This is a genomic window from Methylomonas sp. EFPC3, assembly GCF_029643245.1.
GTDB classification, from domain to species: domain Bacteria; phylum Pseudomonadota; class Gammaproteobacteria; order Methylococcales; family Methylomonadaceae; genus Methylomonas; species Methylomonas koyamae_B.
Genome location: NZ_CP116398.1, coordinates 1,547,472 through 1,574,176, shown reverse-complemented (window position 1 = coordinate 1,574,176; position 26,705 = coordinate 1,547,472). Strand labels below are relative to the sequence as shown.

Annotated in this window: 27 protein-coding genes; 16 read left to right on the top strand and 11 right to left on the bottom strand. The window is 55.0% G+C overall.

Features of this window, described 5'->3' with window-relative positions:
* Positions 1–15: 15 nt before the first annotated feature.
* From PL263_RS07115 to PL263_RS07100, 4 genes are all read left to right on the top strand, one after another.
* Positions 16–1,419, top strand: a complete 1,404-nt coding sequence (locus tag PL263_RS07115) for an ammonium transporter (RefSeq protein ID WP_140913262.1) — start codon at positions 16–18, stop codon at positions 1,417–1,419.
* Positions 1,420–1,603: 184 nt separating this feature from the next.
* The gene (glnK, locus tag PL263_RS07110) at positions 1,604–1,942 is read left to right on the top strand and encodes a P-II family nitrogen regulator (RefSeq protein WP_140913263.1); all 339 of its coding nucleotides are present in this window, start codon (positions 1,604–1,606) and stop codon (positions 1,940–1,942) included.
* Positions 1,943–2,076: 134 nt separating this feature from the next.
* Positions 2,077–3,369, top strand: coding sequence for an ammonium transporter (locus PL263_RS07105; protein ID WP_278212344.1), 1,293 nt, complete (start codon positions 2,077–2,079; stop codon positions 3,367–3,369).
* Positions 3,370–3,458: 89 nt separating this feature from the next.
* Positions 3,459–4,223 carry an inositol monophosphatase family protein gene (locus PL263_RS07100; protein WP_278212343.1) on the top strand — a complete coding sequence of 255 codons (765 nt, stop codon included), beginning with the start codon at positions 3,459–3,461 and terminating at the stop codon, positions 4,221–4,223.
* Positions 4,224–4,256: 33 nt separating this feature from the next.
* Here the strand turns inward: PL263_RS07100 and PL263_RS07095 are convergent, their stop codons facing one another.
* The 5 genes from PL263_RS07095 to PL263_RS07075 form a co-directional block, all read right to left on the bottom strand.
* The gene (locus PL263_RS07095) at positions 4,257–5,048 is read right to left on the bottom strand and encodes an elongation factor-1 alpha (protein WP_278212342.1); all 792 of its coding nucleotides are present in this window, start codon (positions 5,046–5,048) and stop codon (positions 4,257–4,259) included.
* Positions 5,049–5,123: 75 nt separating this feature from the next.
* Complete coding sequence (locus PL263_RS07090; RefSeq protein ID WP_278212341.1) at positions 5,124–5,771, bottom strand: c-type cytochrome; 648 nt, start codon at positions 5,769–5,771, stop codon at positions 5,124–5,126.
* A gap of 2 nt (positions 5,772–5,773) precedes the next feature.
* Positions 5,774–7,393 carry a b(o/a)3-type cytochrome-c oxidase subunit 1 gene (locus PL263_RS07085; protein ID WP_278212340.1) on the bottom strand — a complete coding sequence of 540 codons (1,620 nt, stop codon included), beginning with the start codon at positions 7,391–7,393 and terminating at the stop codon, positions 5,774–5,776.
* Positions 7,386–7,910 carry a cytochrome C oxidase subunit II gene (locus tag PL263_RS07080; protein ID WP_278212339.1) on the bottom strand — a complete coding sequence of 175 codons (525 nt, stop codon included), beginning with the start codon at positions 7,908–7,910 and terminating at the stop codon, positions 7,386–7,388. Before PL263_RS07080 ends, PL263_RS07085 begins: the two co-directional genes overlap by 8 nt.
* 9 nt (positions 7,911–7,919) lie before the next feature.
* Positions 7,920–8,072 (bottom strand): hypothetical protein, encoded by a 153-nt coding sequence (locus tag PL263_RS07075; protein WP_054758538.1) that lies wholly within the window; start codon positions 8,070–8,072, stop codon positions 7,920–7,922.
* Positions 8,073–8,370: 298 nt separating this feature from the next.
* Here PL263_RS07075 and PL263_RS07070 point away from each other — a divergent pair, with 298 nt between their 5' ends.
* The 5 genes from PL263_RS07070 to PL263_RS07050 all read left to right on the top strand — a co-directional run bounded on the left by PL263_RS07070 (position 8,371) and on the right by PL263_RS07050 (position 12,573).
* Positions 8,371–9,627 (top strand): glutamate-5-semialdehyde dehydrogenase, encoded by a 1,257-nt coding sequence (locus PL263_RS07070; RefSeq protein WP_347568943.1) that lies wholly within the window; start codon positions 8,371–8,373, stop codon positions 9,625–9,627.
* Complete coding sequence (gene nadD / locus PL263_RS07065) at positions 9,628–10,263, top strand: nicotinate-nucleotide adenylyltransferase (RefSeq protein WP_278212337.1); 636 nt, start codon at positions 9,628–9,630, stop codon at positions 10,261–10,263.
* Positions 10,264–10,271: 8 nt separating this feature from the next.
* Positions 10,272–10,613, top strand: coding sequence for a ribosome silencing factor (gene rsfS, locus PL263_RS07060; RefSeq protein ID WP_140913271.1), 342 nt, complete (start codon positions 10,272–10,274; stop codon positions 10,611–10,613).
* A 108-nt stretch (positions 10,614–10,721) separates the two neighbouring features.
* On the top strand, positions 10,722–11,405 hold the full coding sequence (locus PL263_RS07055; protein WP_278212336.1) for a hypothetical protein: 684 nt from the start codon (positions 10,722–10,724) through the stop codon (positions 11,403–11,405).
* A 16-nt stretch (positions 11,406–11,421) separates the two neighbouring features.
* Positions 11,422–12,573 carry a flagella assembly protein FlgT middle domain-containing protein gene (locus PL263_RS07050; RefSeq protein WP_278212335.1) on the top strand — a complete coding sequence of 384 codons (1,152 nt, stop codon included), beginning with the start codon at positions 11,422–11,424 and terminating at the stop codon, positions 12,571–12,573.
* A gap of 3 nt (positions 12,574–12,576) precedes the next feature.
* Here the strand turns inward: PL263_RS07050 and PL263_RS07045 are convergent, their stop codons facing one another.
* Positions 12,577–13,065, bottom strand: coding sequence for a glutathione peroxidase (locus PL263_RS07045; RefSeq protein WP_278212334.1), 489 nt, complete (start codon positions 13,063–13,065; stop codon positions 12,577–12,579).
* 199 nt (positions 13,066–13,264) lie between these two features.
* Positions 13,265–13,942, bottom strand: coding sequence for a hypothetical protein (locus PL263_RS07040; RefSeq protein WP_278212333.1), 678 nt, complete (start codon positions 13,940–13,942; stop codon positions 13,265–13,267).
* A 200-nt stretch (positions 13,943–14,142) separates the two neighbouring features.
* Here PL263_RS07040 and PL263_RS07035 point away from each other — a divergent pair, with 200 nt between their 5' ends.
* Positions 14,143–14,919, top strand: a complete 777-nt coding sequence (locus tag PL263_RS07035) for an HAD family hydrolase (RefSeq protein ID WP_278212332.1) — start codon at positions 14,143–14,145, stop codon at positions 14,917–14,919.
* A 7-nt stretch (positions 14,920–14,926) separates the two neighbouring features.
* On the opposite strand, the gene PL263_RS07030 is transcribed toward PL263_RS07035, so the two are convergent.
* Positions 14,927–16,414 carry an alginate export family protein gene (locus PL263_RS07030; RefSeq protein WP_278212331.1) on the bottom strand — a complete coding sequence of 496 codons (1,488 nt, stop codon included), beginning with the start codon at positions 16,412–16,414 and terminating at the stop codon, positions 14,927–14,929.
* Positions 16,415–17,058: 644 nt separating this feature from the next.
* Here PL263_RS07030 and PL263_RS07025 point away from each other — a divergent pair.
* Genes PL263_RS07025 through PL263_RS07015 form a run of 3 tightly spaced genes read left to right on the top strand, consistent with a single transcriptional unit; the run spans position 17,059 to position 18,689 of the window.
* Positions 17,059–17,634: a hypothetical protein gene (locus tag PL263_RS07025; RefSeq protein ID WP_278212330.1), complete on the top strand. Its 576-nt coding sequence runs from the start codon at positions 17,059–17,061 to the stop codon at positions 17,632–17,634.
* A gap of 28 nt (positions 17,635–17,662) precedes the next feature.
* The gene (locus PL263_RS07020; RefSeq protein WP_140913278.1) at positions 17,663–17,971 is read left to right on the top strand and encodes a rhodanese-like domain-containing protein; all 309 of its coding nucleotides are present in this window, start codon (positions 17,663–17,665) and stop codon (positions 17,969–17,971) included.
* A gap of 10 nt (positions 17,972–17,981) precedes the next feature.
* Positions 17,982–18,689, top strand: coding sequence for a dinitrogenase iron-molybdenum cofactor biosynthesis protein (locus tag PL263_RS07015; protein WP_140913279.1), 708 nt, complete (start codon positions 17,982–17,984; stop codon positions 18,687–18,689).
* Between the two features lie 25 nt (positions 18,690–18,714).
* Here PL263_RS07015 and PL263_RS07010 read toward each other — a convergent pair whose 3' ends face one another.
* The 3 genes from PL263_RS07010 to PL263_RS07000 all read right to left on the bottom strand — a co-directional run bounded on the left by PL263_RS07010 (position 18,715) and on the right by PL263_RS07000 (position 22,566).
* Positions 18,715–20,040, bottom strand: a complete 1,326-nt coding sequence (locus tag PL263_RS07010; protein WP_278212329.1) for an ATP-binding protein — start codon at positions 20,038–20,040, stop codon at positions 18,715–18,717.
* Between the two features lie 66 nt (positions 20,041–20,106).
* On the bottom strand, positions 20,107–21,330 hold the full coding sequence (locus tag PL263_RS07005) for a SpoIIE family protein phosphatase (RefSeq protein ID WP_278212328.1): 1,224 nt from the start codon (positions 21,328–21,330) through the stop codon (positions 20,107–20,109).
* Between the two features lie 9 nt (positions 21,331–21,339).
* Positions 21,340–22,566 (bottom strand): response regulator, encoded by a 1,227-nt coding sequence (locus tag PL263_RS07000; protein WP_278212327.1) that lies wholly within the window; start codon positions 22,564–22,566, stop codon positions 21,340–21,342.
* Between the two features lie 324 nt (positions 22,567–22,890).
* Between PL263_RS07000 and hrcA the strand changes: the two genes are divergently transcribed.
* The 3 genes from hrcA (at position 22,891) to dnaK (ending at position 26,628) form a co-directional block, all read left to right on the top strand.
* Entirely contained in the window at positions 22,891–23,931 is a 1,041-nt protein-coding gene (hrcA, locus tag PL263_RS06995) for a heat-inducible transcriptional repressor HrcA (RefSeq protein ID WP_278212859.1), read from the top strand.
* A 49-nt stretch (positions 23,932–23,980) separates the two neighbouring features.
* On the top strand, positions 23,981–24,619 hold the full coding sequence (gene grpE / locus PL263_RS06990) for a nucleotide exchange factor GrpE (RefSeq protein WP_140913283.1): 639 nt from the start codon (positions 23,981–23,983) through the stop codon (positions 24,617–24,619).
* Positions 24,620–24,690: 71 nt separating this feature from the next.
* Positions 24,691–26,628, top strand: a complete 1,938-nt coding sequence (dnaK, locus tag PL263_RS06985) for a molecular chaperone DnaK (RefSeq protein ID WP_278212326.1) — start codon at positions 24,691–24,693, stop codon at positions 26,626–26,628.
* Positions 26,629–26,705: the final 77 nt, after the last annotated feature.

Below are 26,705 nucleotides of genomic sequence, written 5' to 3'. Positions count from 1 at the left end.
ATGGGGAAACAAACAATGAGATATTTAACAAGCATGGCGCTGTTAGCGCTGTTTGGGCTATCCGGCGCGGCGTTTGCGCAAGAAGCGGCCGCACCGGCGGTACAAGCCACGATTAACAAAGGCGACACCGCTTGGATGATAGTGGCCACAGTGTTGGTGGCGTTGATGGTAATTCCGGGGCTGGCTTTGTTCTACGGCGGTATGGTGCGAGCAAAAAACATGCTGTCGATTTTGATGCAGGTTTTCGTGATTTTCTCGTTGACGGCAATTTTGTGGGCCACCTACGGCTACAGTATCGCCTTCACCGAGGGTAATGCGTTCTTCGGTGGATTCAGCAAGGCCTTCCTGAGCGGTATCACGCCGGATTCGATGGCGGCGACCTTTAGCAAAGGCGTTTACGTGCCTGAGTATATTTACGTCGCGTTCCAGTTGACGTTTTCGGCGATTACCCCGGCTTTGATTGTCGGTGCTTTTGCCGAACGGGTTAAATTCTCTGCAGTGCTGCTGTTTACCGTATTGTGGTTTAGCTTCTGCTACCTGCCGATGGCGCATATGGTTTGGTACTGGGCCGGCCCGGATGCATACACCGATGCCGCAGCGGCGGAAACTGCCGGGGCTACAGCCGGGTTTCTGTTCCAAAAAGGTGCCCTGGATTTCGCCGGCGGTACCGTGGTGCACATTAACGCCGGTATTGCCGGCCTAGTCGGTTGTTTGATGATCGGCAAACGTATCGGCTATGGCAAAGAATTCATCGCGCCGCATAGCGTAACGATGAACATGATCGGTGCGTCGTTGCTGTGGATAGGCTGGTTCGGCTTCAACGCCGGTTCCAACCTGGAAGCCAACGGCTTGGCGGCGATGGTGTTCTTGAACACTCTGCTGGCCGCCGCCGCCGCGACCCTGGCCTGGATGGCCGCAGAATGGCTGGTACGCGGTAAACCCAGCATGTTGGGCGCCACCTCCGGCGCGGTAGCCGGCTTGGTTGCAATTACCCCGGCTTGCGGATGGGCAGGTCCAATGGGATCAATCGCGCTGGGTCTGGTGGTGGGCGCGGTGTGTTTCTGGTCTGTCACTTACCTTAAACACGCTTTGAGCTACGACGATTCGTTGGATGCCTTCGGCGTGCACGGTATCGGCGGCATCATCGGCGCGCTGGGCACTGCCGTTGTCGCCAGTCCGGCGTTGGGCGGTTCCGGAGTATGGGATTACGTTACCAATGCTACGGCACCGGACTATAGCATTCTGACCCAGCTCGGCAGCCAAGCCTGGGGTGTTGGCGTCGCCATTGTCTGGTCCGGCGTCGTATCGTTCATCGCTTTCAAAATTGCCGATGTGGCACTGGGTTTGCGAGTCAGCGAAGCCACCGAACGCGAGGGTCTGGACGTTACCGAGCACGGCGAGACCGCTTACCACAGTTAATTGCTACGCGTACCGAGATGCTTGGGGGGAACGGGCGATCAATTACAGGTCGCCCGTTTCAGTTAGCTCGGGATGTCTTGTCAGTAACGCGGCTGGCTAAATTGTAGGTTGCGGCGGAATTCTTTATCATTGGCCGCAACTGTCACGAAACAGCACGTTAACCATTCGATTTTTTGGGGATAGCATGAAACTAATTACAGCAATCATTAAACCGTTCAAATTGGACGACGTTAGAGAGGCCTTGTCGGAAATCGGCGTGGCCGGTGTGACGGCGACCGAAGTCAAAGGCTTCGGCCGGCAAAAAGGCCACACCGAACTGTACCGCGGTGCCGAGTACGTGGTGGATTTTCTGCCCAAGGTGAAATTGGAGATTGCGGTGGCCGACCAGATTGTCGACCAAGCCGTGGAAACCATCGTCAAGGCTGCCAATACCGGCAAAATCGGCGACGGTAAAATCTTCGTTACCAATCTGGAGCAAATCATTCGAATCAGAACCGGCGAGACCGGGGAAGACGCGATTTGATGCACCGATAATAATCAGAAAGTCGGGCGTAAGATCGGCAAAAATCGCCCTGGTCTGCGGGTAAAACGTAGACCAGGGCGATTTTGTTGTTTATAGCCCGTCAAAAAACAACACAACAATATTCGTGATAGACCATGACAACAATTATAAGAGCGTTAACGCTCATCGCCTCCACCTGGGCATTACCCGTTTCGGCGTTCGCCGATGAATTAAACCAGGCCAACACCGCCTGGGTTCTCACCTCCACCGCTTTGGTCTTGTTCATGACCATACCGGGCTTGTCGCTGTTTTACGGCGGTCTGGTCAGAAGCAAAAACGTGCTGTCGGTTTTGATGCAGTGTTTTTCGATTACCTGTTTGGTTTCTTTGCTCTGGCTGGCCGGTGTTTACAGCTTTATCTTCGCCGACGGCGGCGATTGGCAGCCGTGGCTGGGTGGCGCCGCCAAGATCTTTCTGCCGGATATGGGTATCCGCAGTTTGACCGGCGATATCCCGGAAACCGTGTTTTTCATGTTCCAAATGACGTTCGCGATCATCACGCCGGCACTGATCGTCGGCGCCTTTGCCGAACGCATGAAATTTTCGGCCATGCTCTGGTTCAGCGGGTTGTGGCTGGTTTTCGTCTACATGCCGATTTGCCACTGGATTTGGGGTAACGGCTGGTTGGCGGCGCTGGGCGCTAAGGACTTCGCCGGCGGCATCGTGATTCATGTCAATGCCGGGGTTGCGTCGCTGGTTGCGGCATTGGTGTTGGGCCGGCGCAAAGGTTTTCCGACCGTGGCGATGCCGCCGCACAATATGACGATGGTGGTCACCGGCGCCGGCATGCTTTGGTTCGGTTGGTTCGGTTTCAATGGCGGTAGTGCGCTGAAGTCGGACGGGTCGGCCGGAATGGCGATTGTCGTGACCCATATCGCGGCGGCGGCCGGCGCCTTGACCTGGATGACGATCGAATGGCTCCGCTATAGCAAACCCAGCGTGTTGGGCATCGTTACCGGCATGGTGGCTGGGTTGGGCACCATTACGCCGGCCTCCGGCTTCGTTGGGCCTATCGGCGGCTTGATAATCGGCGTGGTCGCGGGCGGCGTCTGCTTCTATGCCACCCAATTCGTCAAGCGTCGCTTGAAAATCGATGATTCGTTGGACGTGTTTCCGGTACACGGCGTCGGCGGCTGCGTCGGCTCCGTTCTAACCGGCGTGTTTGCGGCTGAGAGTTTTGGTGGGCTGGGGCTGAACGGCGTCAGCATCGGTCACCAAGTGGCAATTCAAACCCTGGCGGTGCTGGTGACCGCCGCCTGGAGCGGTGTTTTCAGTTACGGCTTGTTGAAGATTTTGGATGTGCTGATCGGTCTGCGGGTCACAGACGATGAAGAGCAGCAAGGCCTGGATATCGTGCTGCACGAAGAGACCGGCTACCACAATCTGTAAACTGCGGCATTGCAGGTTAGAATAACCGGCTGACTCAACAGGCGGGGTGTGCCAACACCCCGCTACCGCTATTTTAAGCCGAGATTTCCATGCCAATCACACTCCAAGCTCTGGAACCCATCATTCGCGCCGCCGGCAGTGTGGCGATGAATTATTTCAACGATCTGCCCAATCTGGCCGTCAACAAAAAAAGCGCGCGCGATTTAGTGACCGACGCCGACGTTGCCGTCGAAAATTATCTGAAACAAGCGCTGACCGAACATTGCCCGGAATACGGTTTCTGGGGTGAGGAGAGCGGTCAGACCGCCAATCAAACCAGTCGCTGGATCGTCGATCCGATTGATGGCACCCATTCCTTTTCCAAGGGCCAATATTTCTGGGGCATCAGCGTTGCTTTGGAAATCGACGGCGAACTGATCATGGGCATAGTCTACGGCCCTGCTTTAGACGACTATTACTGCGCCGAGAAAGGCAAAGGCGCCTGGAAAAACGGCAAACCGATCCGGGTCTCCGACGAAACCGACCTCGGCGCCAGCATGGTCTCGACCGGTTTTGCCTGTCTGCGCCAATATCTTACCGACAACAATCTGGCGCGCTTCGCCCGCATCGCCCAAGCTACCACCGGCCAACGCCGTCTGGGTTCGGCCGCATTGGATTTATGCACCGTCGCCGATGGCCAAGTCGATGCGTTTTGGGAGCAGGAGCTGAATCTATATGACGTCGCCGGCGGCGCCCTGGTCGTGATGGAAGCCGGCGGCACCGTCACCGATTTCGCCGGCAATCCCGGCGTGTTTCCCAAACAAATCCTGGCCACCAACGGCAAATTGCTCGATCAAATCTTGCCGTTGATGTAGCCAGCGGTGACAGTAAGGCTGGTTTGGCATCGGCTAATCCCGCAATACCGCATTGCGCCGGTCGGCTTGTTTCAGTACGCCGCCCAGGATCCACATCTGGTACATCGACACGGTCCACATGAAGGCGAAGGAGATGCCAAGCCCGGCGCCGGCGACGATGATCAGCCAGGCGAAGTGCGGGTTTAACTTGGTCAGCCACCAGGAGGCGATGTCGACCAGCAAAAACAAATAGGGCATGACGATGGCCGGATACTTGTATTTGCACGGTACGCCGGTGCTGAAGCTAAAGATCAGGCCGACGAACATGAAAATAAAACTGATGCCGAACAAATGAATGTGGGACAGCCGGGTCAGCGAGGCAAAGGTGGCGCCTTCGTTCGATTCGGACACCTTTTTCAGGTTTTCGAATTTGGAAAAATCCGGTAACGAGCCCGCATTGGCGTTGTGGCACATCACGCAGTTCTTTTCGACGATGGGTTTGATGTCGGCGTTGTAAGACGCTTCGGCGGCGCCGTCGCGCACCCACTGGATAATCTTGAACCGATCCTGGTCCGGTGCGTTCATTTTCATCGAGCCGTTCAGTTTCGATTCCATTACCGAACCCGAGCGATCGCCGTAGTAACTGTATACGATGTCGTCCAGCGACAAGCCGAACTTGCCGTCGGCCATGCCGTGAGTGAACAAGATTTGGGTCAGCGCCATCAAGTAACCGGCGCCGATGGTGACCAGATAGCCGGTGAACAGCAACTTGATACATGTGCCGAAGCTGACTAGATTCGCGCCTTTGTAGGCATATTTAACGGGAATATTGGGTTCGGTCGACATAGGTTGTCCGGTCGCTGAGTTGACGGAGCAGGCGTGAACGGGCGGCCGCGATTTGCGGCCGCCCGGCCAGCCTGGTTACTTTTTGACGTTTTGGTAGAAAAAGCCTAGTTCATTGATCTCGTCTTCGCTGAGCGATTCGGCTAGCAAACGCATCCTGCTGTAGATGTCGTTATGGCGGCTACCGGTTTTAAAAGCCTTTAAGGTCGCGACCAGATATTCGGCATTTTGGCCGGCCAGAGCCGGGATATCCATTTCCTGGCCTTGACCGTTACCGCCGTGGCAAACTTCGCATGGCGGCAAAATCCGGTCGCTGCTGCCTGCCGAAACCAGCTTTTCCGCCAGTTCATAGACCATCGGGCTGCGCGATTTGAATGCCGGCGGCCGGGTAGAAAACCACGCCGCCAAGTCGGCTGCATCCTGCTTGCTTAGCGATTTGGCCAAGCCGGACATCATCGGATTGTCGCGGCTGCCGTCGGCGTAATCGCGCAACTGCTTGTACAGGTAGGTCGGCAGCTGGCCGGCCAGCGACGGCGTGCCGGGCATCGTGCTGATGCCGTTTTCGCCATGGCAAGCCGCACAGGTTTTGGCCAGTTCCTGGCCTTTCTGCGGGTTGCCGGCTTTGGCAAAGTTCAGCTCCTCGGCGGTCCAGGCCACTTGCGACGAAGGTTGCGCCGCCAATGCGCTCGGCAACAGCAAGGCTGTAGTGAGTATCAGTTTTTTCATGATCAGACCCCCCATCTGCCTGAACCAAAGGTTTCCATCAAGAAAAATTGCAGAATCGGATAACCGAAGGCAATCAGCATGAATACGGCGATGATGGCGTTCCACAAGCCGAAGCTGTTCAGGTAGCCGGGTAATTCCTTGACGGCATGGATCGGTTCGGCGTATTCGACCTCGCCCTGATAGCTTTCCTGGCTGGTTTGGGTTTTATACAGGATATAGATCAGCAAACCGGCCGAGCCCAGTAGAATCAGGCCGCCGAATATCATCGTCACCTCGTACGGTTCCCAGGACAGGGTCAACAAGTTGTTGTAGTGCACGCTGTCGATCCGGCGCGGTTGGCCGAGCAGGCCTAGAATGTGCCAGGGCGTGGTCATGATGATCATGCCGATAAACCAGCTCCACAACTGGGCGATCGCCAGCGACGGGCAGTACAGCGGTTTGCCGCTCAACACCGGCCAGAAGTAATAGGCGATACCGAAGTACATGATGATGGTGGTGCCGCCGAAGATCAGATGGAAATGGCCGGAAATCCAGGCGGTGTTATGCACCATCGCGTTCATGGCGTAACTGGCGTTGATCAGGCCGCCGAAGCCGCCGAAGATCAGCATTAACAAACCCAGAATCAAGGCCAGTACCATCGGGTTGTTCCAGGGCAGCGCCGCGATCCAGCCGAACAGGCCTTTGCCGCCACGCAAACGGCCGGCGATTTCCAGCGAGGCAATCACGGTAAAGCCGGTAATGAAGGTCGGTAAGGTCACGACGAAGGTGCCGACGGCGTGCAGCAGTTTCCAGCCGTGGCCTTGTTCCGGGTCCATATACAGATGATGGAAGCCGATCGGCAAGCTGAATACCACCAACAGGATGAAGGCGGCCCGGGCCATTTCGTCGCTGAACAAGAAACCGCCGGCCTGTTTCGGTACCAGACAGTAAAACGCGGTGTAGGTCGGAATCAGCCAGAAGTAGACGATAGGATGCAGGGTCCAGGCGAACAGGGTGCGGGCCAAGCCGGCGTCGATGGTGTCGATCCAGCCCAATGCCCACGGGATTAACTGGAACAACACTTCGGCGGCGACGCCGGCGCTGGTCCACAACCACAGGATGGCGTTGCCGGTGGTGGCGAACATCGCCAGCGGCACCGGTACGCCGGGGTTGGCCTTTTTCCATTGCATATACATGACGATCATCGACACGCACCAGAACCAGGAGCCAACCACCAACAAAGTGGCGCCGATATAGAACAACGGGTGCGCCTTCAACGGCGGATAAAAGGTAAACAGCACCGAGGCCTGGCCGAACAGCAGCGGTAACGCGGCCATGACCACGCCGGCCAAGGCCAGGCCGAAGCCGGTCCAGGCGAAGGTTTTATTCCACACCGGCAATTTCAGCGTGCTGGTGGCGACGTAATAGCCGAAGCCCATGATGAAAAAGGTGGTCAACACAAAGCCCATCAGCACGCCGTGGGTACTGACCGAGGCGTAATAAACCTCGCGCGATTCCAGAAAGCTAAAGAAGCCGCTGCGTTCGATGACTTGATACAGGCCCATCACCGCGGCCAAGCCGAAGGCGGCGAAGGCGACCCAGAAATGGGTCAGCGCCAATTTTTTTTCTACGCTGTTATCCATGGTTTGCTCCCCCTTGTTTGTTGAGCGCTTCCCATTGCGCCTTGCTGACCACCTTGATGTTGCTCCACATATGGGCGTGGCCCATGCCGCAGTATTCGTTGCACAGCAGCGGATAGTCGCCGGCATGATGCAGTTCGGTTTGGACTTGAGCGACATAACCCGGCACGATCATCGTGCTCATATTGGTCATTGGGATGTGCACGCCGTGGATCACGTCCAGACTGACCCAGCGAAAGGTGATTTTGGTTTCCGCCGGCAGGGTCAGGGTTTTCGGATAAAAACCGTACCGTCCGGCCACCATCCGCACCGTGACGCTGCCGTCCGGGTTGGTACTGGCGCCTAATTTGTCTTCGGCAAATTCTGCGGACAAATGCAGTTTTGCCGAATCGATGGTCTCCACATTACTCGGGGCGTGGATACCGTGGACCAGGGCGGAACCCAGAATCACCGCAACAAAAAGGCCGGCGATGCCCAAGGCAATGCCGGCCCATCTTTTTTCCAGTCGGTCGATATGCATGGCAGCCTCCTAGCCGATATGGCCGCGGGGTAGAAATACCCCGTAATACATCAGCAGCCATGCAATCACCATGCCGCCGCCGACGATCAACATCAAAGCCCAGGTGCCGACCGGCGAGCTCTCCAGGATTTTTTTGCGTTCTTCTTCAGTGAGATTGTTCATATCCTTCCTTTCTTGTATGCGTTTGTGACAGGAATTGAGTTGGCAACCAACGGCATGAACAGCACAGGCTCCGTCATTCTTGCTGATGACTTAACCAGCCGATTGCTGTGGTAATCATAACCTTAGCCCATGTCGGATCGAAAGCGAAAATTCAATGTAATTAATTGGTTGTAATCCAAAGTTACTATCAATGTCAGTATTGGCCCCCGGTATTGGCTGCAGTATTTCGCGATGGTCGCGGTGCTTGGCTTCGGCTTGGTATAATGGCCGACTTTTCCAAATGACTGGGTTTGTCAAGATGAACATCACTGACTATATGCAGCAGTTAGGGCGACAGGCCAGGCTTGCCGGCCGCGAGATCAGTAAGGCCGATAGCGGTCGTAAAAACAATGCACTGTTGAATATCGCCGCCATGCTCGAGGCCGATAGCGCCACATTAGCCAGCGAAAACCGTAAGGATCTCGATGCCGGCCGGGCTAACGGCATGGATGCGGCCACGTTGGATAGGCTGGAACTGACGCCGGCCCGCATCGACGCGATGGTCGAGGGTTTGAAACAAGTCGCGGCCTTACCCGACCCGGTGGGTGAAATCAGCAATCTCGGGTATCGGCCCAGCGGTATTCAGGTCGGCCAGATGCGGGTGCCTTTGGGCGTGATCGGCATCATCTACGAGTCGCGGCCCAACGTTACGGTCGATGCGGCGGCCTTGTGCCTGAAATCCGGTAATGCCTGTATTTTGCGCGGCGGCTCGGAGTCGATTCACTCCAATCGGGCGATCGCCGCCTGTATTGCCAAGGGCTTGGCGGTGTCCGGCTTGCCGGAACAGGCGGTACAGGTAGTCGAAACCACCGATCGGGCCGCGGTTGGCGAATTGATCCGGCTGCAGCAATATGTTGACGTGATTGTACCGCGCGGCGGCAAGAGCTTGATCGAGCGGATCAGCGCCGAAGCGACGATCCCGGTGATCAAGCATTTGGATGGGATTTGCCACGTCTATATCGACGGTAAAGCCGACATCGACAAGGCCGTAGCGATTGCGATGAACGCCAAAACCCACCGCTACGGTGTCTGCAATGCGATGGAAACCCTGCTCGTCGCCGAGAGCATCGCTCCGGCGGTACTGCCGGTTTTGGCCGAAAAATACGCGGAGCAGGGCGTCGAATTGCGCGGTTGCCTGAAAACCTGTTCCTTAGTGAAACAGGCCGTCCGCGCCAGCGAAGCAGACTGGCATACCGAATATCTGGCGCCGATTTTGTCGATCAAGATCGTGGCCGATATCGACGAAGCGATAGACCACATCAATACCTATAGCTCGGCCCACACCGAAGCCATCGTCACCGAGGACTACACCTTGGCGCGGCGCTTTTTGCGCGAGGTGGATTCCAGCTCGGTGATGGTCAACGCCTCCACCCGCTTTGCCGACGGTTTCGAATACGGTTTGGGCGCCGAAATCGGCATCAGCACCGACAAACTGCACGCCCGCGGACCGGTAGGATTGCACGGCCTGACGTCATTGAAATACATCGTGCTTGGCGACGGCCATATTCGCCAGTAAATGATCGGCGTTTACGGCGGCACTTTCAATCCGGTCCATTTCGGCCATTTACGCACGGCGCTGGAAGTCAAGGAGCTGTTCAAACTGCAGCGCCTGCACCTGGTTCCATGCCGGCTGCCCGCCCATCGCGGCCAACCCGAGGCCGACGCCGAGATGCGGATGCAGATGCTGGCCGCCGCGGTGGCGGATACGCCTGGGTTTTACGCCGATAGGCGCGAGCTGGAGCGCGACGGACCTTCGTATATGGTCGATACTTTGGCGGCATTGCGGAGCGAGTTAGCGGGCGATACGCCATTAGTGCTGTTCATCGGCGCCGATGCCTTTGCCGGTTTGGAGCGCTGGCACCGATGGCAGCACCTGTTCGAGTTTGCCCACATCGTCGTGATGACCAGACCCGGTTTTCAACCCGGGCCGTTACCGGTTTTTTTGCAACAGCGGGTCGTCGACGATCCCGGTGTGTTGAGCGTCGAAGCGGCCGGACGGGTGTTCTTCCAACCGGTAACGGCCTTGGCGATTTCCGCAACTGAAATCCGTCGTTTAATCGCGGCTGGCCGCAGTCCGCAGTTTTTATTGCCTGATCGGGTTATTGCTTTGATCCGTCAGCATCAACTTTATCAAGCAACTACTGATCAATAGGAATTGGAATGCAATCAGAAGATTTAGTGAAACTGGTCGAAACCGAACTCGACCTCCGCAAAGGCCTGAATATCAAAACCATCGATGTGCGGGGTAAGACCAGTATCACCGATTTCATGGTGATCGCTACCGGTACCTCATCGCGGCATGCCAAATCGTTGTGCGATTACGTGCTCGAAAAGGTTAAAGAGAGCGGGCTGCAAGCTTTGGGTATGGAAGGCGACCAAAGTTCGGATTGGATCTTGCTGGATTTGGGCGACGTGATCGTACACGTGATGACGGGACAGGCGCGTGAACTTTATCAATTAGAGAAGTTGTGGTCGGTAGCCGGCGATGCGGCCAGGGCCTGACCTCGCCGGCGCGTAAGCAAATTGCTTGCCGGGTCGAGCTAAACTTTCAGGCTGATCCTAAAGAATAATTCTGCTCTGCCGATGACTCAGGCATAGAGTGGAGGGTTTATGAAAGCATTGCGAATAATCGGTTTAGCGGCATGTTTGGGATTAGCGGCGTGTACCAGCCTGAGCGGCAAGAATGCGGAATCGGTGCAGCAGACTAAAACCTTGCGCGCCAGCGGTTTCAGCAGTTTCGACAACAGCGGTCGGCTTTCGGTCAACCAGCGTTGGTTGCAAGCGCAACAGGCGGCCAAGCTTGAGGCATTCCGCGGTTTGGCGGATCAGTTGTACCGGGAGCCGCTCGACAACGGCGATACGGTCGGCGCAAAAGTGATGCGCGATGAAACCTACCGTGTCTATCTCGATACCTATCTACGCAGCGCTGCCGCCTCGGATTACCGCACGGTAAAGGACAACTTGAAAGCAACATTGGAGCTGCAACTCAGTCCGCGGTTTTACCGGTGCATGAGTGGCGGTGCCGGTAACGTCAATCAATGTTTGCAGGAAGAAAATAAGGTTCCGTTTACCCGATTGGGTTATAAGGAAGCGACGGTCACATCCGCCAATCTGGCTTGCGGTGTGCGTGACTGTAATGATCTGTATTACGTCAGCGGTTTCTCTAAACAACCGAACCTGCTGGACGACGTTTTGTTGGATGCCGGCTTTTACGACGCGCAAGGTATCGTCAATACCGGTGCCCGCGGATTTCTGCAATACTTTCTATTCAATGGCTTCTTTAATACGCTTTAACAGTTTGATTGCACCGATGTTGGCGATCCTATTGGTCGCCTGCGACGGCTCGTTGATGCGTAAATACGGCGCCGGCGACGGGGCGGTTGACGCGTCGGGCCGCCAAACCACTGTGCAAGGGGCTGCGCAAATCGGCCCCGGCGGTGTCGAGGAAGCCCGGCGTGCAGCGATCGACGACGCAGTGATGCGCGCCTCTTCGCAGTTGAAACGCAGCAATGCCGGGTCGGTCATCAGTGACGTCAAGGTAGTTGACGAGTGGCAAGACGGCGAGGTTTACCGGGTTCAGGCCTTGGCAGTATTGTCCGAGCGTCAGCATTGTGCTTCGCCTTACCGCAAAAAGATCGTTGCTACCGGTTTTCCGATCATGAACGCCGAGCAGGTGAGTAGCAGCGAAAGCCAGGATTTGTTTAGCGGTATCCCGCGCGAAATCAATAACCGCTTAATGGAAACCGGCGATTTTATCGGCCGTAATCTGACCAACGCCGTGTTGTATTCCCGACCCGACATCGCGCCGGAAATCCTGTCGCCGACAGGCTCGGCCGAGTCGGTGATCGTTAACGTCGCCCGCCAATACAATGCCCAGTTCGTGTTGTCCGGCGTGATACGCGGGTTTCGCACCGAGTCCACCGAATATGTGCGGGGTACGGGGGTGTTGGCGGAAATCAAATCCATGACCAGGGAATTTATCGGTCGACGCAGTATCGATTTCGACGTCTTCGTCCACGACGGTTTCAGCGGCGCGCTGTTATTCCAGCAGCGTTACAGTGCCTCTATCCTGGGCGACGTGTCGCTGCCGAACGGCTATAACGTCGGCAGCGAGCGTTTCAACGACACGCCGTCCGGGCATAAAATCGACGAATTGATTCAGCAGGCCAGTGCGGATTTGCATCGGCTATTCGGTTGTTACCCATTCACGACCCGCGTGCTGGAGTCGACCCATAACCGAATCGTGATCGCGGCCGGTGCTCAGGACAAAATCAAAGCGGGAGACAAGTTGATGATATTTTCCGCTGCCGGGATTGCGCCGGACGGACGCGGAATGAGCGAGTCGATCGGAATTTTGACCGTCTCGGAAGTTAGTGCCAACACGGCGGCCGGTAGTCTGGACTCGGGGGCGACCCGGGTGGTTCGACCGGGAGACTGGGTGAAAAGTTTTGCTTCGCCGTAAGGTCTAAGACCTAGCCAGAAGTCGCTCAATATCCTTACTTAGCGTGGACGGCGGTACGAAAGGTGCGTAACGGCGGTGGACGGTACCGTCGCGACCAATCAAAAATTTACAAAAATTCCATTTGATCGACTGGCTGCCCAAGAAACCGGGCGCCTTAGCTTTCAGGTATTGAAACAAGGGCTCAGCCGTGGCACCGTTAACGTCAACTTTTGCAAATAGCGGAAAACTGACGCCGTAGTTTGCTTCACAAAAATCGGCTATCTCGCGGTTGGAACCCGGCTCCTGTTGGCCGAATTGATTGCACGGAAATCCCAGTATCTCGAGTCCGCGGCTTTTGTAGGTCTGGTATAACGCTTCCAAACCACGGTATTGCGGCGTAAAGCCGCAACGGCTGGCAGTATTGACCACTATCAGGACTTTGCCGCGAAATTGCTCCAGAGACACGCTTTCGCCGCGAATATTCAAGACGGAAAATTGGTAGATATCGCTCATAGGGAAAACTTCGCTGGTAGATGTCGGTGATTTAGTGGGCGGAGCCATGTTGGCATGATACGGGGTTTGGAAGTGTGCGGGTTTTCCTAAAATTTGCCGATGGCGGAAACGATATTTTGGTTAGTGGGTTGAGTGCGCCGCGGCGCTAACGGCGAAAGCTTACCGTTGGCCGCGGATTTGTCAAAACAAAACCTGTCGCTTAAACCGATTGCAACCGTGCCAGATATTGTTGCAGCTTGTGGGCGACCATGGCCTCGTGATGCCTTTTCAGGACAGAGTCAACCGGTTTGGCAGGTAGTTCGCTTTCAATCTCGCGGGTGATGTGTGCCAAAAAATGCCTTCTCAGGACAGAATCCTGCGGTAAGGCAGATGTGGATGCCATTGCTGCGACCGCCGGTGTTGCTATGGCGGCGGCGGTCTGGATGGGTGGAATATCCGAATGGGTTTCGGCCGCGGAGGCGAGCGAATGCATGGCGTCGTAATGACGGTGCAAAACCGAATCTTCCGGCGGTTGCTCGGTGTATGCCGTGTCCGCTGGTTTAGCGGCGGCCGTGCTTGCCAGTTCCGGCTCGGTTTTTGTAAATGTTGCCGGTTCTACGGCCGCGGTTGCCGGAGCCGTTTGCGCTTGTTGCGGCGCTGTATCAACGGTTGCCGACGTCGCCTGCGTCGCCGACGGTTTTAACTCCGCCGCGGCCGCATTGGCTTTTTTGCGACGGCCGAGCAAAGCCCAGGCCAGAATGCCCAATACCAGCAGCGAAATACCCAGAATCGATAAAGTTACCAACATGACGGTCCTCCTTTGAAAGAGTGTTGTTATTTTTCCCAGCCGACCCGGCGTCCAATTTGGGCAGCGTTGATTTTTTATAATGGCCGCCAAGCCTCCTTCAGCGACCGGATAACCTTCGGCGTCGCGACCAAACCCGCGGTGTTGTGACGGCTATCTGGTGCGACTTATAACATAATTCGTTGAAATTGTTGATTTTGGCCGGGTTTTTTCCGGCTTGGTGACGCGGTCGCGTTTATCGGCGGCTGGGTCCGGTACAATGAGCGCCTGTTTTGTGTATTTCTGATGTATTGATGACTGATTCAACTATCTATGCGCTGGATTTCGACGGCGTGATTTGCGATAGCGCGCTGGAAACCGCGCTGACTGGCTGGAAGGCTGCTGCCACAATTTGGAGCGGCATGACTGGCATTGCGCCGCCGGAAGTCGTCAAACGTTTTCGCGCCGTGCGTCCCATCATAGAAACCGGCTACGAGGCGATTCTGGTGATTCGTTTGTTGTATGCGGGAGAGAGCATAGAGTCGATTTATGCTGGCTACAGCGAAAAAGCCAATCAAATAATGACGGCGGCCGGATTGACGGTCGAAGGTTTGAAGCAGTTGTTTGGAGACACTCGCGACCAATGGATCTCGCTGGATAAGGCCGGTTGGATTGCCGTAAATCCGTTGTTTTCAGGTATCGCCGACAAGCTGCGTCGGTTGGGTTCGAACCATGACTGGTATGTGGTTACGACCAAACAAGAACGTTTTGTGAAAAAAATCTTAAACGCGAATCACATCGAGCTCGCTGCCGAACGTATTTTTGGTCTGGACCGGAATATGAGCAAACCGGAAGTATTGAAAGGTCTGAAGCGTTCGTACCCCGGTCGGCCGATTTATTTTGTCGAAGACCGTCTGCCTTCATTGCAGAACGTTTTGCAGCATGCGGAACTTGCCGACTTGCGTCTCGGTTTTGCCTTGTGGGGCTACAACCTGCCGCAGGACAAAGTGCTGGCCGAGGCGGAAGGGTGTTTGCCGCTAGAGCTCGAATACTTTTTGGCAGACGGCCTATCGCCGCTCGGCGCAGCCTGAGGCCGGCCTAAAATCTCAACAAGCTTTGCACGTAGAAATAATCTGTATCCGGTGTCCGTGGCGCGGATGGGGCAATTCTGGCGAATTCGCCTTTGAACAGGTGAGTCCAGCCGGTTTCGAAATTCAGGCTGCTGTTTAAATCCCAACGCGCCGTCAATTCCAACTGTTGGCCGACCGAGTCGCCGCTGCGGCCGGTTTTGTCCTGCAAGCCGGTGCCAGCCCAACTGTCAGTCGGCGAGGCCAGCCAGAACAAGCGATGGGAAACCGATGCTTGCAGGTCGCTTCGCGGCGAAAATGTGATGCGGGCGCCGGGCGAGTTGATATTGGTGCGGGCAAACGCGCCGTAGATGCCGGTGGCGCCGAACTCGAAGCGGCGGGCGCCGTATAGGGTGTCGAACCTCTGGTCTTTATTGTCGTGGGGATTGTCGTCGCCGCTGGCGTAATCGTATTCCAGTGTCAGATGCGGGGACCAGGCTGTGTCAAAGCTATAACCGATGTCGGCATGTTGGTACCAAGCCGAGTGGTTCTGGTCAAGTCCGTCTCGACTGCCGCTGCTGGCTCTTACGGTGCCGAACTGGCCGATAGTTTCCAGTTGAAAGTCGAACTGCGACTTGGCCGGTTTGATAAACCAGCGGGCGCCGGGCGTAAAATAGCGCCGGTTGCGAGTCTGATTGCGGATGCTGTCGCCTTCGTCCAGATGGTACAAATAAACTTCGGCGCTGGTGTGCCAGGCTAAATTGTAAAGTTCAAAAAAGCCTCCGGAAAACCAAGTGTGACTGTCTTCCTCGTCGAATTCATGAGTTTCCGCCAGCAAATCGATCGCTGCCGTCGGGTAGCGGTTGACCGGCATTGTCACAAATCCGGTGAATTGCCAGGTGTCGTAATCTAACAAGCGCAATTTGATGCCGGTAAAGCTGTTGATGGTATTGCGCATGGCGTTGCGAGCAATCAGGCGTCGGCTGCCCAAATTCAGCGTTTGCCGACCGGCGACCATTTCAAAGCCGAGTCCGCTGTAGAACATATTCTGCCTGGCCCAGGCCAGATAGCCTTGGAGAAAGTCTGCCTGGTCGGCGTGGGTATTGTTGACGCCGGAACCGCCGTCGGCAGCCAAGGCTCTGGCATCCAGAAATTCCGCGCCGAGGCGAAAGGCGTTGAAACTGGCTTGCAGCCAAAGATCGCTTTGTAGCGCAATTTGCTGGTCGCCGCCTTTGCCGTTGGCTTTGAAGGCATTGTCCAAGGTTTCGTAGCGTGTGCGCTGTTCCAAGCCGATTGCCAGCCATTTCGGTAATCCAAGGCTATCGTGCAAATTCCAAACCGGCTTTTCGTATTTATCGTTTCCCAGCAAGGCATCGGGCATTTGACTGGAAAACGGAGCGAATGGCGGCCGACTATAGGTTTTCTGTTCCGCAGATCCGACTGCAGTTGCCGCGCTGGCCAAGTAAAGACTGCCGGCCGCCAATGTTTTCAGTGGATTACAGATGGGTAGTGGTTTCATCTTTAAACCTTATTCATCGAAGTTGATCCGTTGCCCGATCAAACGTACGTCTAAGTCCATTTGTTTCGGGCGCCCTGTTTGTGGCTCTGGTTCGGTTAAGTACGGTATTAGCTTACTCATCGTTATATCTTTGCGTAAATAACGAAGAATGAGAATAGTATGTTTCCGGCTGGGTAATAATCGCCGCCGGATCAAAGAAATCGGGCCGGAGGCCGGTTAGGCGAGATAGTCGTTGCGGCGGCCTCATCGGTCGTTTGGGAGGGGCTCTTTATTTTGATATTCCATGTTGGAACAGCTGCTGACCGGACTAGATCCCGCAGGCAGGGCCCAAGAAGTTGCCGTCGCAGTGTCGGTGATCGAAGCCGAGTAAACGACATCAAGCTGGCCGGGCCCCGGCTGTTACGGCAGCGGTTTCATGCAAAACCTGGTCGCAAACCTTACATAAACTTCGGCAAAGGTTCGGGTGTGATGTCGTGTTTGCGACAATGTCGGTCATAGGCCGGCTGAATTGGCTTGTTTTTCCGCTGTAGAAATGCGGCTGTCTTTGAATAATCCTAAGAATGATAAGGATTTGGCAAGCTGGCAAGCCTCTTGCTTCGCAGCACAGTAATACGATTTCATTCATCCGACAGGAGACTTTCCCGATGTTACTCGAGAGCTACGACAGCCAAGGCCTTTTGACTATTACTTCCGTGCTCGGCAAAACCAGTACGGCCGGAGTATCCGCCTGGCGCGGCGATCTGGTGTTGGTAGAAGGCGCTATGCGCGAAGGCGCCACCAATCCTAACGATCGTAATCCGCCGAAGTTGTTGATTCATCAAGCGGCGATGCTGGCTGATAACGAGAAGATCTTGTTCGTCAACGGCGTGGTTTATAAGCTCGACTCACTGCAAGTGTTCGTAGAAAAGTACAAAGCGGGTTTGACTCCTGAAACCCTGGCTTTGGTGTACGTCGAAAATATTGGCAGCAATTTGGAAGTCGAAATCGGCGGTGTCAAATTCAAATTAGTGCCTTACAGCGAAGGCATGGTCTGGAACGAAACCATGGAATTGCTGTACATCGAAAAGGCCGACCTGAAAGGTCAATCTGCCGAAGACAAGGTGGTGACGGTATATGAAGCCGCCAAAGATTTTAAATTTAAGGCGGAGACGGTGGACTACCAAACGGCTTTAAGCAAAACCATCGAAGTCAAGCGCGAAGCCAGCTACGGACCGGTGTAAACCGGCTTTATCCAGGTCGGGAGCGAGCATGAAAAACTTTAAAACGGTTTCGGTTGCCGAATCGGAACATTTGATAGCCGAACAGCAACCGATGATTTTAGATTGCCGCGATCTGAAGGATTACCGGGCCGGTCATATCGACAACGCCATGCATGTACACGAACAATTGCGCGATTCCCTGCTCAGAAAGGGCGATAAGACCAAGCCCTTGCTGATTTACTGCTATTACGGCCACGCCAGCGAACATTTGGCGGAAATGTTCGGCGATTTCGGCTTTCAAGCGGTTTACAGTCTGGCCGGCGGTTACGCCGACTGGAAAGAGCAGCACAAACTATAAAGGTAAGGCTATGGAACAATTATCACGAGATTTGGCGTTGCGGATTGCGTTGGCGTCGCGGGTGCTGCCTGGAGTCGATATCGCAACGCTAATCGGCATCTTGCACGAAAAGGCCGGCTCGCCGCTGTCGGACGAGAAATTGAAGACGATCACCGTCACCAATTTAAAGACCGGAATCGGCAGCCACGATGGCGAGGAGGACGGCGAGGACATCGATATCGGTTTGGCCAATATCAAACTGGCCGTGCGTTATCTTTGGGGCGAAGAAGATGGTGACGAGGGCTTGCCGGAAATTCAACCGTACAAAGACGGTGATTTGCCGGAGTCGATTCGGGTAGCGATTGCTTCCAACAGCGGCGCTTCATTGAACGGCCATTTCGGCTCCTGCATCCGCTTCCTGGTATACCAATTGTCGCGCGACGATATGCGCTTGGTCGATATCCGTTCCACCGTCGATGCCGACGCAGCCGAGGATAAAAACCTGTTTCGCGCCGAACTGATCAAGGATTGCCACGTGCTGTTCGTGCAATCGATCGGTGGTCCGGCAGCGGCTAAAGTGATCCGCGCCGACATTTACCCGATCAAGATTCCGGACGTGATCGAAGCGACCGATCAATTGCGCGAGTTTCAGAAAGTGTTCGACGCGCCGCCGCCTTGGATGGCTAAGGCATTGGGCAAAACTGCCGAAGAACGCAAACGCTTCGTATTGCAGGAATAATCAAGCAAACCGGCCGGCAATCAGCTTACTTGGGCAGTTGCCGGTTCAGTCGGATCAGGAAGGTGGTGCCTTGGCCGGCTGCGCTGACGAAACTCAGCGAGCCGCCGTGCTGCTGATTTATGATGCGGTGAGCGATATACAAACCTTGGCCGCTGCCTTTGCCGACATCTTTGGTCGTAAAAAACGGATCGAATATTCGGTCTTGAAGCGGCTCAGGAATGCCAGGCCCGTTATCCGCGATCCGGATTTCGACGCCATCGGTGACGCTTGCCGTGCTGACCCGAATCCGGCCATCGCCCCTGCCGCCATCCTCGATCGCTTGGGCTGCGTTGATAAGGACGTTTAAAAACACCTGGTTTAGTTCGCCGGGGAAGCATTCTATATTCGGCACCTCGGCAAAATCGGTTTCGATCTCGGCGATATATTTGTAGCTGTTGCGGGCGATCAGCAACGTATTCTCCAGCGCCAGATTGACGTTAATCCAGCCGGCATTACTTTGGCCGCTGTGGGAAAACCCTTTCATCGCTTGGACGATACGGACGATTTGCGATATTCCCTCCAATGATTGTTCGATGGCTAACGGTGCGTCTTCCAGAATAAACGCCAGATCTTCTTTACGCTCCAGGGCATCGATCAGCGGCCTATGGTTTGCCTGGGCCGACAATAGTTTGCGGTACTGTTCCAGCAGACGGGTAATGCTGCCGAAAAAATCGCCGATGGCTTTGATGTTGTCGCCGACGTATTGGGCCGGCGTGTTGATTTCATGCGCAATGCCGGCGGCAAGCTGGCCTACCGCCGCCAATTTTTCGGCTTGCAGCAGGTTTTTGTTGGCTTGCTCGATCGCTTGGGTGCGCAGCTCGATTTGTTGGTCCATGTAGCGCATGATGTGTTGCGATTGCCGGTTCAATTGCCACTTGCGTAACACGGCGTGAACTATCTGGCGCAACTCCAGCGCACTGAACGGTTTTTCCAAGATCAATAACTGGTCGCTTTCGCCGAGTTTGGCGACCACTTGCTGCCAATTCAAGGTTGGTCCGCTGCTACAGAGTACCGCGTGCAAATTGGGATCGATTAGCCACAGACGGCGGATTAACTCGATGCCTTCGCCATCCGGCAATTCGTTTTCGACAAAGATCAATTGGTAAGGCTTGTCCGATTCCAGGCCGAGACAAATATCCGCTTCAGCCGCGGTTCCGCCGGTACGGCCCTGAAAAATGTAGCTCAGGGTTTCGGTAGCGTTCTGCAGCGACGCGGCCGCGTCGCCATTGAACATCAAGTCGAGCCTGTCGCGTAAAGCAGGATCGGGGTCCACGATCAAAATTCTGGAATGGTCTTCGGTTTCGATAAACATACTTACAATCCGAATTGGCTTAGATTCAGTTTAATCCGCAATGCGGCCGGCAGGCGCTATCGGTCGTTAGCGGGCCAGTGCCCGTTGGATGCTTGGCAGATGGATGTCAACCATCGATATGTCATCGGTTTGCGACTGTTGCTGGCGATGTAGGCGCAAGCGTTCGGCTACATGGTCGATCCGGCGCATGCCGGGCGGGGTGGCCGTCAATGCCTGTTGCAGCCTGTCGGCACCGAACAAGCTCAGATCGTTGCCGATTTGGTCGGTGACCCCGTCGCTGTAGGCAAAAATCGATTCGATTCCGTTGATATCGTATTCGGAGATGTTGTCGGTCAAGCCGCTGCCGGAGACAATGCCGAGCGGCAGATTGGCGGAATGCAAGTTTTCTATGAGCTTGCCGTAGCTGTCGAACAGGAAGATATCGGGCATGCCGCCATTCCATACCCGAAACCGGCCGGTTGCCAAATCCAGTTTAATCAGCGATGCCGCGCAGAATAAACCGGTCGGCAATTTGCGGCACATTTTCCGGTTAATGATGCCGACGAGTTCTTCCAATGGCGGATGATCCAAACATTGCTGGTCGAAAATCTCGGTGACCAGCAAACCGCCCAGGGCCGATTGCAGACCGTGGCCGGTCAAATCGCCCAGCATCAGGTAAAAAGCCTGGCCGTCGCGGCTGACGGCGTTCAAGATAAAATCGCCGCCGACCCCGTCTTTGGCCGATAGAAAAAACTCCAATCCGTCCGGTACTTGGTAGCCGTATTTACCGAACTTGCTGCAGACGATTTTGGCTGCTTCCAGTTCGTGTTCCAGCAACGCCTGTTTTTCCGCCAATTCGGCATTTCTTTGCTGCAATTCCTGATTTTTCTGCTCGAGTTGAATGCTTAACTGGCGTCTGGAAATGACCAGATTGTATTGTGCAATTGCGTCGCCGATGACCTTTCTAGTCACTTCCAGCGGGCAGGGTTTCGGTAAGTAGCGAAAGACATGGGTGTCGTTAATCGCTTTGATCGCAATGTCGAGTTCGATATTACCGGTCAGTATAATTTGCACGCTGTCGGGCGACAATTCCCCGGCCTGCTTCAGAAAATCCAAACCGTTGATTCCGGGCATGGCGTAATCCGACATGATCACGGCGATATCGGATTCGCGGCGCAGTATCGCCAAAGCTTCTGTGGCCGAGCTGGCGGTATATAAGTCGAACTGGCGGCCCAAAGTGCGTTTAAACAATTGGAGCATGTTGTTTTCGTCGTCGACGCACAGAATTTTTTCCGGTGTATTGTCCGCCATTGCTCGCTCCTATTTTTTTTCGAAGAACGCGGTTACTTTTTCGGCCAGCGTCTGCCAATCGGCGAGGCGATGCAGTCGGCCGATTCGCTGCAGGTAGCTTTGGTCCAACTGCATCTCGAACAAGCGGTCCTTGCCCGGCCGTTCTGTCGGATTTGCCAGGCAAGCCGCGACATGCACTGCGGTTAACTCATTGACCGTCTGGTATTCGGATTCGCTCGGCGCGTTTTGCCACAGGATCGATTCCACGATCAGGGCAGGAATTTTCCATAAACTTAAGACGTAAGCTGCCGCAGCTGAGCGGGTAAAACCGAAAATCTCAGTTTCCAGTGCGGCCACCGGGGTGTTGCTGCGGGTGGTTTGCTCCCGGAGCATTTTGAACTTGTCCCCGCCGCGCGACATGAAAATAAGCAAACCCATGTTGTGCAATAACCCGCCGACATAGGCCTGATCCGGCTTGTCGCCGGTTTGCTGTTCCGACAGTGAGATCAGCCTTGCCAGTTCTGCAACCCGGCTGGCGTCTTGCCACAGGTATTCCATGTAGCGCTCCATTTCCGGGTCGCTGACGGGGAAGGCGGTCTTGATATGGACCGATAACACCAGACTGTTGAGTTTTTTCAGGCCGATCAGATTAATTGCGTCGGTCAGATTCGAGACGGTGCGTTGCAGACCGAAATACGGCGAATTGACCAGATGCAGCAGCTTGGCGGAAAGCACCATGTCCTTGGCGAAGATTTCGGCGATTTGCAAGTTGGTGACGCGTTCGTCGGCAATAGCGGCGTTCAGGTCGTGGTAGATTTTCGGCAAACTCGGTAAATGGCTGGCTTCGCCGACTTCCGCCGCGATCCGCGGGTTATTGACGTAATCCTGGGTTTTGAAGACTTGGGTGATTGCTTCCCGCAATACTTCGGCACTACAGGGTTTGGTCAAGTACTGGTGAGCCACTTCCAGGCCACGACTCAAGGTTTCTTCGTCGGCGTAGCCGCTAAGGACCATACGTACCGTAGCAGGGTAGATGTCGGCCACCCGTTTCAGCAACACGTCGCCGCGCATTTCCGGCATCATCATGTCGCTGACGATCAAATCGATGGGTTGATGCTGCATGATCTCCAAGGCTTGTTTGCCGCAGGTGGCGAAATACACGCTCCATTGTTCGCGGTAAGGTCGCAGTTGACGTTGAATGCCGCTAATCACATTTTCGTTGTCATCGACAAATAGGATGTGTTTTTTGGCGTCCACGCGTTTTCCTTACGATGGTCCAGTGGTTCCGCTCGCAGCCGGGTGTCGCGGACAGTGCAAGCGATAATCGGTCTGGCGTTTCGGAATGAAAGGCATCGGTCGGGGCGAGTTAGCAGTCAGGAGCGCTAAGTTTAGATAAGAGCGGCCACTTTGTCTGACGCCGATCGGCTGGAAATCGACGCTGCCGCCAAAAATGCGGCCCACCGCCGGTTCTGTCGGGTGTCTGCGAGGATTTAGCGACATTGACAAGGTTTTGGGCAACTGATAGTTTTGCTGCTGGCACTCGGCAATGTGGAGTGCTAACGAATTTTGAAGGTATCGAATGTGGCTGGCGGACAGGATTTAAACGAACGATCGCTTTATTTGCTAAAAACCCTGGTGGAGCGTTATATCCAAGACGGCCAACCGGTCGGCTCGCGCTTGCTCTCCAAGGACCCGAATTTGAAATTGAGTCCGGCCAGCATCCGCAACGTGATGGCGGATTTGGAAGAGATGGGCTTGATCCATTCGCCGCATACCTCCGCCGGGCGGGTGCCGACGGTCAGCGGCTACCGTCTGTTCGTCGACAGTCTGCTGACTGTCAGACCTTTGGCTTCCAACGAACTCGACCAGTTACAGGCCGGGTTGCATAGCGAGACCGAGACGGCCAGCGATCTATTGGGCAAGGCCTCCAAGCTGTTGTCCGACGTCACCAAAATGGCCGGGGTGGTCACTTTGCCGCGCCGCGACAGCGTTTCCTTGCGGCACATCGAATTTTTGCCGATGTCCAGCACCCGGATTCTGGTGATTTTTGTCACCGATACCGAAGAAGTTCATAACAAGATCATCCACACCGAAAAACAATTCTCTGCGGCCGAATTGCAGCAGGCTGCCAATTATTTGAACTCGGTCTTCTCCGGCCGCAGTCTGGCCAAGATTCGGGAATTAGTGGTGAAGGACCTGGAAAAAGATCGGCATTCGGTCAACCAGGGCATGATCGATGCGGTGAATATGGCGCAATTGGCCTTCGCGCAGCAGCCCAACGACGATTATGTGTTGAGCGGCGAAACCAATTTGATGGGTTTTTCCGAGCTGTCAGACATGGAGCGGCTCAAACAGTTATTCGAAGCCTTCAGCCAAAAACACGGCGTAATCCACTTGTTGGACCAATGTCTGCAGGCTGACGGCGTCCAAATTTTTATCGGCGAAGAGTCCGGCTACAGCGTGTTCGAGCGTTGCAGCCTGGTGACCGCGCCGTATTCGGTCAACGACGAAGTGGTCGGCGTGCTCGGCGTGATCGGCCCGACCCGGATGGCTTACGAAAAGGTGATTCCGTTCGTCGACGTAACCGCAAAATTATTGGGCGCGGCCTTGAATCCGAAATAAAAGCCCTTATCGTTAGCCCAACTCAAAAAATTAGAACCATGGAGAAACTATGAGTCACCAGCAATCGAGTCACGAACAGCAACCCGATAGCGAATTGATCGCCGAGGTATTGGAGCAAACCAAGCCTGCCTTCGAAGAAGCGGCGGCAGAAGAAACGGCAGGCGAAGAGACGGTCGGCATCGAGTCCTTACGCCAGCAATTGGAACAAGCTCAACAACAGGCGGCGGCTAATCTGGATAAAGCGTTGCGGACCCAAGCCGAAATGGAGAATTTGAAAAAACGGGTACAGAAGGATTTGGACGACGAACGTAAATACGGCTTGGCCAAATTCGCCAAAGAATTGCTCAGTGTGCTGGACAGTCTGGAATTGGGCATTCAGGCCGCCAGCGGCGACAGCCCGGAAGTGGTCAAGTTGCGCGAGGGCAGCTTGCTGACCGTCAAACAATTCGAATCGGTGTTTGCCAAGTTCAATATCGAAACCATCGATCCGTTGGGCCAGCCGTTCAATCCTGAATTCCATCAGGCCATGGTGATGCAGCCCAGCGAAACGGCCGAACCGAATTCGGTATTGAACGTATTTCAAAAAGGTTACGTTTTAAACGGCCGGTTGCTACGCCCGGCCATGGTGGTGGTGGCCAAGGCCGCCGACAAACCCGCCGATAGTGCAAAAATCGATGAGCAGGCTTGAAAATCCAACGATCAACCGCATATCGCTAACAACTTTTTAACTTACCTCTTATTCAAGTCTGGAGAATTTCAATGGGCAAAATGATCGGTATCGATTTAGGAACCACCAACTCCTGCGTCGCCGTACTGGAAAACGGCACCGCGCGGGTCATCGAAAATAGCGAGGGCGCCCGCACCACGCCTTCCATTATCGCCTTTACCAACGATAACGAAGTCTTGGTCGGCCAATCCGCCAAGCGTCAGGCGGTCACCAATCCGGAAAACACCTTGTTTGCGATCAAACGTTTGATCGGTCGTCGTTTCAAAGAAGACGCAGTGCAAAAAGACATCAAAATGGTGCCTTACAAAATCATGGAAGCCAACAATGGCGACGCTTGGGTCGAATGCCACGGTAAAAAAATGGCGCCGCCGGAAGTGTCTTCCCGGGTGTTGATGAAACTGAAAAAAGACGCCGAAGCCTTTTTGGGTGAAGAAGTCACCGAAGCGGTCATCACCGTACCGGCGTATTTCAACGACTCGCAACGTCAAGCGACTAAAGATGCCGGCCGTATCGCCGGTCTGGACGTCAAACGCATCATCAACGAACCGACCGCGGCGGCGTTGGCGTTTGGTATGGATAAACCGAAAGGCGACACCACCATCGCGGTCTATGACTTGGGCGGCGGTACTTTCGATATTTCCATCATCGAGATCGCCGAAATCGAAGGCGAGCACCAATTTGAAGTATTGGCGACCAACGGCGACACCTTCCTGGGCGGCGAAGACTTCGACTTGCGCATCATCGATTTCCTGGCCGGCGAGTTCAAAAAAGACACCGGCATCGATTTGCACAACGATCCTTTGGCTTTACAACGGCTGAAAGAAGCAGCGGAAAAAGCCAAAATCGAATTGTCTTCGGCTGAACAAACCGACATCAATCTGCCGTACATCACCGCCGATGCCTCCGGTCCGAAACACTTGAACGTCAAGCTGACCCGCGCCAAACTGGAATCGCTGGTCGACGATCTGATCGAGCGCACCAAGGGCCCATGCCTGCAGGCGATTAAAGACGCCGGCATTTCCACAGTAAAAATCAACGACGTGATTCTGGTCGGCGGTCAAACCCGGATGCCGAAAGTGCAAGCTTTCGTTAAGGAATTGTTCGGCAAAGAACCGCGCAAAGACGTCAACCCTGACGAAGCCGTGGCGTTGGGTGCAGCAATTCAGGCCGGCGTATTGGGCGGCGACGTTAAAGACGTGTTGCTGCTGGACGTGACTCCGTTGTCGCTGGGTATCGAAACCCTGGGCGGCGTAATGACCAAATTGATCGAGAAAAACACCACGATCCCGACTAACGCTTCGCAAACCTTCTCGACGGCGGACGACAATCAAACCGCGGTCACCGTGCATGTGTTGCAGGGCGAGCGGGAAATGGCATCCGGCAATAAATCGTTGGGCCGGTTCGACTTGCAGGACATTCCGCCGGCACCGCGCGGCATTCCGCAAATCGAAGTGTCGTTCGACATCGACGCCAACGGTATCTTGAACGTCTCGGCCAAAGACAAAGCCACCGGCAAAAAACAATCCATCGTGATCAAAGCCTCCAGCGGTTTGTCGGACGACGAAGTCGAACGCATGATCAAGGACGCCGAAGCCCACGCCGACGAAGACCGTAAGCTGAAAGAACTGGTCTCGGCCCGCAACTCGGCAGAAGGCATGATTCACGCCACTGAAAAATCGCTGAAAGAATTGGGCGACCAAGTCAGCGGCGATGAAAAATCGGCGATCGAAGCGGCGATCAAAGACCTGCATGCGGTACTGAGAACCGATGACAAAGACGCCATCGAAGCCAAAACCAACGCCTTGACCGAGCTATCGGGTAAACTGGCCGAACGCGTCTACGCCCAAAAAGGCGGCGCCGAAGCGGCTGCCGCCGGTGCTCACGAACACGCTACCGGCGGCGAACAAGCCGAGCCCGACCACAACGTGGTCGATGCTGAGTTTGAGGAAGTTAAGGACGATAAGAAGTAACGTTCGCTCGGTTTCTCTCGCCGCCTGAGAGAGGGTAGGACGGACGCGAACGTGGTTCAGGTCGCTTCGTCTTCTTT